Genomic DNA, 8,726 nt, shown 5'->3' with positions numbered 1-8,726 from the left:
ATAATACTCCTTATGAGAAAATCGGCGATGAAGTGCGGTCGCTGGCGGATGAGGTGCCGTTCGACATCCCCGATTCATGGGAATGGGTGCGATTGGGAGAACTGTTTCAGCACAACACCGGTAAAGCCCTAAATGCCGCAAATTGTACAGGTCAGCTGAAACAATACATCACAACATCCAATCTGTACTGGGATCGCTTTGAACTCGATAATTTGAAGGAAATGTATTTTTCTGAGAGCGAGATCGAAAAGTGTACTGTTATCAAGGGGGACCTCTTAGTATGTGAGGGGGGCGACATAGGTCGAGCTTCAATCTGGTCTTATGATTATCCGATGTGCATCCAGAACCACATTCACAGACTTAGAGCGTATGTGCCGCTTTGTACTCGTTTCTTTTATTATCTGTTTGACCTATACAAACACATTGGCTGGATAGGCGGAAAAGGAATAGGAATTCAAGGCTTGTCCTCAAATGCCATTCACTCACTTTTGTTTCCACTTCCTCCTCTGGCAGAGCAACATAGAATTGTAGAAACCATCGATAAACTACAGCCGTATACCGACGCTTACGCCGATGTTGAATCAACTCTGGACACCCTAAACACCACCTTTCCAGAGCGGCTCAAGAAGTCCATCCTGCAAGAGGCGGTCCAGGGGAAGCTGGTACCCCAAGACTCGTCTGACGAGCCTGCAGAGGCTCTGCTGGAGCGTATCCGGGCGGAGAAGCAGCGGCTCATCAAGGAAGGCAAAATCAAAAAGGACAAGCACGAATCTGTCATTTTCAGACGGGATAATTCTCATTATGAAAAGCGAGGTTCCGAAGAGGTCTGCATTGATGATGAGATCCCGTTTGAGATACCAGAGAACTGGGCTTGGGCACGCCTTTCGTCGTTTGGCGTTTTCAGTAGTGGTAAAACGCCCTCGATGTCAAACCCGCAGTTCTGGAATGGTAATGTGCCGTGGGTAACTTCAAAGGACATGAAGCGTCCAGTGATTACAGACTCTGAGATGCATATTTCCGAGTTGGCAGCAGCTACTATGCAATTGTATCCAGCCGGTACGCTCCTTCTGGTTGCCCGAAGCGGCATTCTGAAAAGATTACTACCTCTCTGCAAGCTGGGTATCGACAGCACTATAAACCAGGATATAAAAGCCTTCTCGCTATATGATATTGAGCTATCAGAATGGTTGTTCTATGGGATTAAAGCCTTTGAGCCGTTCATCCTCAAAGAGCTGGTGAAATCAGTCACAACGGTAGAGAGCCTCAAATTTGATGAGTTTGCGGCTATGCTCATTCCTGTACCGCCACTGTCCGAACAGAGACGAATTATAGATGCAATTAAAACGGCGATGAACCTACTGACACCCTTGTCCAGCAACCCGTTATTCTCATTATGAGAAGTTGGACGGTGTGGAGCGCTGTATCGACGATGAACTGCCCTTTGAGATCCCGGAATCTTGGGCGTGGGCGCGGCTTGGTAATATTGGCGATTGGGGGTCTGGTGCAACTCCCAGCCGAACACACCCGGAGTATTACGATGGTAGTATTCCGTGGTTAAAAACCGGTGATTTAACAGACTCCTATATAACTGACATTCCAGAGGGAATCAGCCAATTGGCTCTTGAAAAAACCTCAGTACGGTTAAATGAATCGGGATCAGTGCTTATGGCAATGTACGGTGCTACCATAGGCAAACTTGGAATTTTAACTTACTCAGCAACCACAAATCAGGCGTGTTGTGCGTGCAAGCCTGTGTATGGGGTTGAAACGCTATTCCTGTTTTACTTTTTGATGTCACAGCGGACAGCGTTTATCAAGCGTGGCGAAGGAGGAGCACAACCGAATATCTCGAAAGAGAAAATTGTGACGACTTTAATGCCGCTACCTCCGCTTGCCGAACAGCACCGCATCGTTCAACGGATCGAGGAATTACTCCCGCTGGTCAAAGGGCTGTAAAAGGAACACGGTATAATATCATAGTGAAAGGAGGTCTTTCACTATGATAGAAGAATTCGAAAGACACTTGAGAGGCACAAACCTCTCGGAAAACACGATATCCTCGTACCTTTTTGCCATTAGGCAATACAGCTCGCAGTACGATGGTATCACGAAAAAGAACCTGCGGGCGTATAAGGTGTGGTTGATTGAGAACTACAAGCCTAAGACCGTCAATCTGCGTCTGAGGGCAATCAACTGCTACTTGGAGAGCATTGGCAAAGAGAGCTGGAAAATGCCGTTTGTACGAGTGCAGCAGAAAGCCTTTCTGGAAAATGTCATTAGCGAAGCAGATTATGAGTATTTCAAAAACTGCCTCAAGCGGGATGACGAGCTCTTCTGGTACTTTGTAATACGCTTCCTGGCCGCTACCGGCGCACGAGTCAGTGAGCTCATACAGATCAAGGTGGAACACATCAAACTGGGGCATTTGGACTTATATTCGAAGGGCGGTAAACTCCGACGAATATACATACCCAAGGCTCTGCAAAATGAAGCCCTTTCTTGGCTGAACGATAAGCACCAAGAAAGCGGCTTCATTTTTTTGAATAAATACGGGGACAGAATCACCACCAGAGGCATCTCCGGGCAGTTAAAAAAGCTGGCTGTCCGGTATGGCATTGACCCGGTGGTTGTATACCCACACTCCTTCCGTCACCGCTTTGCAAAGAGCTTCTTGGAACGCTGCAACGACATTGCTTTCCTCGCCGATCTTATGGGACACGAAAGTATCGAAACCACCCGCATTTATCTCCGCAAAACTTCGACCGAACAACGAGCCATCGTTGATGAGGTCATAGACTGGTAAATGGAAACCAGGCATACGCACAGCTTTGGTGGCGTATGCCTGGTTGTTTTACAATTTCTGCACTATGCTTAGCGTCGTATTGATGGCGCTGACAATGCGTTCCTGTTCGTGGAGTGGCGGTAACGGAATAAGAAAGCGTTCAATTCTGACTATTGCCAGCTTGGGTTGCCCGACCTGCGTTGTTGCCTCTGCAATTTGCTCTTGAATCATCCCGGACTGAAGCACTTTAATGAGCCAATCCTGATTCACGACAGCGAGAACAAGCCTATCTGCATTTTCGGTCAGATTTGCACCGTCGAGTTCGTCTGGGATTTTTCCGACTCGTCCAATCGTTCCTGCAACAGTGATAAAAACATCAGCCTTATTGATTATATACTTTGAAATCGAGGGGTAAATATCTTCTGGGACATACAATAGCCGGTCGGTTGACACACCGCCATCCGTCATATCTGACACTCTGATATAGACATGACCCGTGTTGCATTCGGTTAGTTTTCTGCCTGCAGGAATTCTCTTGCCGCCCAACACTGCAGCGATTGTTCCAAGGCGACACCAGCACCAGTTTTCCGGTATCTCAAACGGCAGTTCATCGTCGATACAGCGCTCCACACCGTCCAACTTCTCATAATGAGAATTATCCCGTCTGAAAATGACAGATTCGTGCTTGTCCTTTTTGATTTTGCCTTCCTTGATGAGCCGCTGCTTCTCCGCCCGGATACGCTCCAGCAGAGCCTCTGCAGGCTCGTCGGATGGGTCTTGCGGTACCAGCTTGCCCTGGACTGCCTCTTGCAGGATGGACTTTTTTAGGGCTTCTGGGAAAGAATCCTGTAGTTTTTGGAGAGCTGTTGCCTTAATTGCGTAATTCTCAATGACCAGTTCAGCTTCTTGGATACAAGCTACAATTCTTTCTTGCTCGGCAAGCGGCGGGACGGGAAGCAGTATCGTTCCCAGCTTGTCTCCTGAGATGTGAACGATTATGTCGCCGGTTGCTAAAGCTACTTTGCGGGCGATTATATACGGCGAAGCCATAATGCATGAAAGAAAAAGCGGGTTCATGCCATGCTGAGTCCAAAAAGCAAGGTCGCCGCTTGCGGCAATTGGCTCTGTTCCTAAATACGCTACAGCTTTAGCTATATCCGGCTTATTCTCGCCGGTAAGAGTCATGAGCACATCGCCATACGAAAAATGCTTACATTTCTCGTAGAGATCAGGGGCAATAAATGAAACAGCTGAAGTGAACGATGTCTGATAGGTTGTATAGAGCTCACCGTAGCGGACGCACGGGAGACCCTGTTGAACTGTTTCGTTCCGCTTTATGCCGCTACCGCGCACAATCTCTCCCAAGGAGCGAATACGCACCCACTCCCACGAATCGGGGATGTCAAACGGTACCTCATCCGCCAGCGACCGCACTTCATCGCCGATTTTCTCATAAGGAGTATTATCGGCACCTTTGAAAATGACGGAGGGGTTCTTTTCACGCTTGATTTTCTTTTCTTTGATGAGCTGCTCCTTCTCCGTACGGATGCGTTCCAGCAGAACGCTGGCGGGCTCGTCATTCGGGTCCTGCGGCACGAGCTTGCCCTGAACAGCCATCTGGAGAATGGAGTTTTTCAGTTGCTGCGCAGTCATTCGTCGCCCTCCTCCGTAATGTCGATGCCAAGGATGTCGGTGATCTGGGCAAGGATGCGGTCGATGTCAGCGTTCAAGCTGGCCCGCTTTTCCTGGTACTGCTGAATCAGTTCTTTTGGCGGCAGGATCTCCTCCTCTTCGTGAGGATAGCCGCAAAGGTCAATGTTATAGCTCCGTGCTTTCAGTTCCTCGACGGTGTACTTCTTCGCCTTGTCGAAGCCGTCGATAGTGATTTCCTCACGGTTGTCCCACCACTCAACAGTCGGGGCGAAGTGCTCCAGCTTCATGGGCTTCGTTTTGGAGAAGTTCTTGTATCCCTCCGGCATATCCAGACGATAGAACCAGGTCTCCGTCGTGGGATGCGTCCGGTCGAAGAAAAGGATGTTTGTTGTGATAGAGGTGTACGGCGCAAACACGCTGTGCGGCATACGGATGACCGTATGGAGATTGAACTCGGACAGCAGTTTTTCCTTGATCGCCATTTTTGCGTTATCCGTGCCGAACAGGAAGCCGTCCGGCAGAATAATGGCGCACCGGCCGTTCTGCTTCAGCCGATACATGATGACAGACATAAAGAGGTCTGCGGTTTCGCTGCTACGAAGGTCAGCCGGGAAATTCTGTTTCACGCCCTCTTTTTCGTTGCCGCCATAAGGAGGATTCATCAGAATGACATCGAAGCGGTCGCTCTCCTTGTACTCACGCACATTCTTTTCCAAACTGTTGCCGTGGATGATGCGAGGATTGTCGATGTCGTGGAGCAGCATATTTGTGGCGCACAGAAGGAATGGCAGCGCCTTCTTTTCGATACCGTAGATGGAGTTGCTGTAAACCGTTCTGTCCTCGACAGTCTGCACCTGGGCGTCCAGCACCTTCAGCGCAGAGGTAAGGAAGCCGCCTGTACCGCAGGCGAAGTCCGCAATGGACTCGCCGAGCTTCGGCTTGATCATCTGCACCATGAAGTCCGTGACCGCACGGGGCGTATAGAATTCACCGGAGTTACCGGCGCTCTGCAAACTGCGGAGAATCGTTTCGTAGATCTCGCCGAAGGCGTGACGGTCCTCGTACTCTTCAAAGTCGATTTCGTCAATGGCATTGATAACCTGGCGGAGCAGGATGCCGTCCTTCATGTAGTTATTGTTGTCCTCGAAGGCGGTGCGGACGATGATCTGGCTCATGGGTGTATTCTCATCGATTGCGATGGCCTTGAGGGTCGGGAACAGCTTTCCGTTCACGAAGTCCAGAAGCGCATCGCCGGTGAGAGCCTTGCCATCCTTGTGGTCTACGGCCCAATTGCGCCAGCGCAGCTCCTCAGGGATGATGGAGGTGTAATTCTCGTCGTAAAACTCCCATATCTCTTCCTTGGCGTCATACACCTTCAGAAAGAGAATCCAAACCATCTGCTCGATACGCTGGGCATCGCCGTTGATGCCTGCGTCATTGCGCATGATGTCCTGCAGTCGTTTTACCAGGTTATTTAAACTCATAGCTTATATCTCCTTACGCAGCGTAGATTTCCTTCTGCAAATCACGGATGGCTTGAATGTATCCGTTTTTGCCGCCGAACAGCTTTGCAATCTTCATGGGGGTGCCGAATTTGCGGAACGGGTCATTGGACAGGATTTCGAGGTTCTCGATGTCCTGAATGCCCTCGTTCATGTATTTGTCCAACAGCGCACTCAGAACTTCCTGTGCCAAGCCGGAATACTTGTAGAGGTATCCACGCTTGCGGACATTGTTTGCCCGCTCTGCCTTCGTCAGCGGTGCCTTGTCGTAGGCAATGTGGCAGATTAGGTCAAAATCGTCGATGTCCTTATTGCCTGATGCCTCGCGCAGCGCCTCTAGCAGAACGCCACGCTCCTGGAGTTCATCAATAATTGCCTGTTTCTTCTCCTCGGAGTTCCAGGCACGGAGGAACGAATCCAGGGTGGCATACTCACCGAGAATGTTCTTCTTGGAGTAATCCGTCACGCTTTCCGTGATGAGCTTACCGTCCTTGTCGTAGTATTGGACTCGCTCGTTCAAAATCGTGACCTCGACACCACGCACCCGGTATTTATGCTTCTTTTCAGGCGGATCGTCGGTGTCCCCGCAGGGACCGGGAGTCGGGGCGGGCGGCTTCGGCGGATCGATGGTCGGCTCTTCGCCGGGATCATCGTCGTCATCAATGATAGAGATCGGGTCTCCATCGAATTCCGGGTCTGCGAAAAGTCGGCAGGCGTTGCGGAAATCCATAATGGTGAAATACTCTTTGCCATAATCGGGCTTGAGTCGTGTACCACGACCGATGATCTGTTTGAACTCGGTCATGGAGTTTATGTTGTTGTCCAAAACGATGAGCCGGCATGTTTTGCAGTCCACGCCAGTTGTCATCAGTTTGGAAGTCGTAACGATCACGGGATATTTGCTATCCTCTGCGATGAAGTAGTCGAGCTGCGCCTTGCCCTCGGCGTTGTCGCCGGTAATGCGCATGACATACTTGGCGTTCTCCGCCACAAGGTCGCTGTTCTCATTCACGAGCGCCTGCCGCATACGCTCTGCATGGTCTATATCCACACAGAATACGATGGTCTTGGCAAAGCGGTCGTTCTCCTTCAAAAAGCGAGTAATACGTTTTGCAACGGCATTGGTACGCTCATCAATGATGAGGTTCTTGTCGTAGTCCTTGGTATTGTACTCACGGTCATCAATCTCATAGCCGTAGATATCCCGCTGTCCCGCTGTGGGACGCCAGCCTTCCAGATCTTTGTCCAGACCGACACGGAGAACTTTGTACGGCGCAAGGAAACCGTCGTCGATACCTTGCTTCAGACTGTATGTATAGATGGGTTCGCCGAAGTAAGAGATATTGGATACCTCTTTCGTTTCCTTCGGCGTAGCCGTCATGCCGATCTGGGTGGCGCTGTGGAAGTATTCGAGTATTCTGCGCCAGCGGGAATCCTCCTTGGCACTGCCACGGTGACACTCATCGATGACAATAAGGTCGAAGAAATCCGGCTGGAATGCACGGAACGGCTCTTCATTCTCATCACCGGCCAACTGCTGATAAAGGGACAGATACAACTCATAGGAGCTGTCCAGCTTTTTGCCCTCGATTTTCGTCATGACCTTTGCAAAAGGCTTGAAGTCCTGTTGCATGGTCTGGTCAACGAGGATATTACGGTCAGCAAGGAACAGGATCTTTTTCTTGCGACCGGATTTCCAAAGGCGGTGGATGATCTGAAACGCAGTATAGGTCTTGCCGGTACCGGTCGCCATAACGAGGAGGATACGATCCTGCCCACGGGCTACTGCATCAACGGTGCGGTTGATGGCGATGCGCTGATAGTAGCGAGGGGTCTTATCACCCAGCTGGAAATAGTACGGCTCGGTAATAAGTTGTTCCTGCTCCGGCGTGAAATGCTCGTCGCCGATGTGCCGCTGCCAGAGATCATGCGGCGAGGGAAACTGCTCCAACATCAATTCACGCTCTTTGCCGGATTTCATATCGTGTTCCAAGAAACCGTCGCCATTTGAGCTGTACACAAACGGGATGTCCAGCACCTCGGCATATTCGATGGCCTGTTGCATTCCGGCTCCGACACTGTGTCTGTTATCCTTTGCCTCGACGATAGCCAAAGGAATATTGGGCTTGTAGTAAAGCAGATAGTCTGTGCGCTTTCTCTTTCCCCTGGCTGTGACATTTCCGCGGACGATGACACGACCGTCCGTGAAGTTGTACTCCATTTTAATTTGCTTAAGTTTATCCCAGCCTGCGCTCTCAATCGCTGGAGTAATATACTGTAACTTGATATCTTCCTCAGTCATCTCGTGTTTCGTCATAAGTTCGCTCACAGTGCCCCTCCTTTCAACTTCCGATAAGGTGCAATTATGAGAAGTTCCTTTTATACACATAGATTGTACCAGAATGCAGCCTCGTTTTCAACGAAAAGCCACTGACCCTGAATAATTCAGAGTCAGTGGCTTTTTCAATGCTACTTGAACGGTAATTTGAAATGTTGTCCTTATGCGTAGGTAACTTTATATCCGGCTTTAGTATAAAAAAGGTTGCGCCGTTCAAACTCCGTTGAAGTAATGGGACTATGCTGAAACTCAATCACATAGCCTCCAGTCAGGATATCAGCTCGATGAGACTCTCCTTTATACTCAATGACCACCTCTCTGGTGGATTCGGGGAATCGATTCTGCCAGTTGCGATGCCATTCGGACATATCGTATTTCCAGTCATCCACACACGAAGTCACATGAGCGAAGTGCCACGAATTGACTTCGCCCTGGCGAGGAATCACCTGGT

General features: G+C 49.9%; 7 protein-coding genes. 3 read left to right on the top strand and 4 right to left on the bottom strand.

Annotated elements, in window-relative coordinates; all coding sequences use genetic code 11:
• The 3 genes from ACLU24_RS14070 to ACLU24_RS14060 all read left to right on the top strand — a co-directional run.
• On the top strand, window positions 1–1,397 hold a 1,397-nt coding region (locus ACLU24_RS14070), incomplete at its 5' end, for a restriction endonuclease subunit S (protein WP_412613293.1).
• Window positions 1,398–1,410: 13 nt separating this feature from the next.
• A complete protein-coding gene (locus tag ACLU24_RS14065; protein WP_207738032.1) occupies window positions 1,411–1,956 on the top strand; it encodes a restriction endonuclease subunit S in 546 nt (181 codons plus the stop codon).
• A gap of 43 nt (window positions 1,957–1,999) precedes the next feature.
• Window positions 2,000–2,803 (top strand): tyrosine-type recombinase/integrase, encoded by an 804-nt coding sequence (locus ACLU24_RS14060; protein ID WP_412613291.1) that lies wholly within the window; start codon window positions 2,000–2,002, stop codon window positions 2,801–2,803.
• 48 nt (window positions 2,804–2,851) lie between these two features.
• On the opposite strand, the gene ACLU24_RS14055 is transcribed toward ACLU24_RS14060, so the two are convergent.
• The 4 genes from ACLU24_RS14055 to ACLU24_RS14040 form a co-directional block, all read right to left on the bottom strand.
• Window positions 2,852–4,435, bottom strand: coding sequence for a restriction endonuclease subunit S (locus tag ACLU24_RS14055; RefSeq protein WP_412613290.1), 1,584 nt, complete (start codon window positions 4,433–4,435; stop codon window positions 2,852–2,854).
• Entirely contained in the window at window positions 4,432–5,919 is a 1,488-nt protein-coding gene (locus tag ACLU24_RS14050; RefSeq protein WP_195324799.1) for a class I SAM-dependent DNA methyltransferase, read from the bottom strand. The genes ACLU24_RS14055 and ACLU24_RS14050 overlap by 4 nt, the downstream gene beginning before the upstream one ends.
• A 13-nt stretch (window positions 5,920–5,932) precedes the next feature.
• Window positions 5,933–8,254, bottom strand: coding sequence for an EcoAI/FtnUII family type I restriction enzme subunit R (gene hsdR / locus ACLU24_RS14045; RefSeq protein WP_138308487.1), 2,322 nt, complete (start codon window positions 8,252–8,254; stop codon window positions 5,933–5,935).
• Between the two features lie 182 nt (window positions 8,255–8,436).
• On the bottom strand, window positions 8,437–8,726 hold a 290-nt coding region (locus ACLU24_RS14040; protein ID WP_412613289.1), incomplete at its 5' end, for a competence protein CoiA family protein.

Source organism: Pseudoruminococcus sp. (genome assembly GCF_047012705.1).
Classification (GTDB): domain Bacteria; phylum Bacillota; class Clostridia; order Oscillospirales; family Acutalibacteraceae; genus Pseudoruminococcus.
This window is presented reverse-complemented; position numbering and strand designations above follow the sequence as displayed.

What these genes read in the sequence shown, in the direction of transcription:
- ACLU24_RS14060 (WP_412613291.1), top strand. Translation starts at nt 2,000, where the DNA reads ATGATAGAAGAATTCGAAAGACACTTGAGAGGCACAAACCTCTCGGAA.
- ACLU24_RS14050 (WP_195324799.1), bottom strand. Translation starts at nt 5,919, where the DNA reads ATGAGTTTAAATAACCTGGTAAAACGACTGCAGGACATCATGCGCAAT.
- ACLU24_RS14055 (WP_412613290.1), bottom strand. Translation starts at nt 4,435, where the DNA reads ATGACTGCGCAGCAACTGAAAAACTCCATTCTCCAGATGGCTGTTCAG.
- hsdR (WP_138308487.1), bottom strand. Translation starts at nt 8,254, where the DNA reads ATGACGAAACACGAGATGACTGAGGAAGATATCAAGTTACAGTATATT.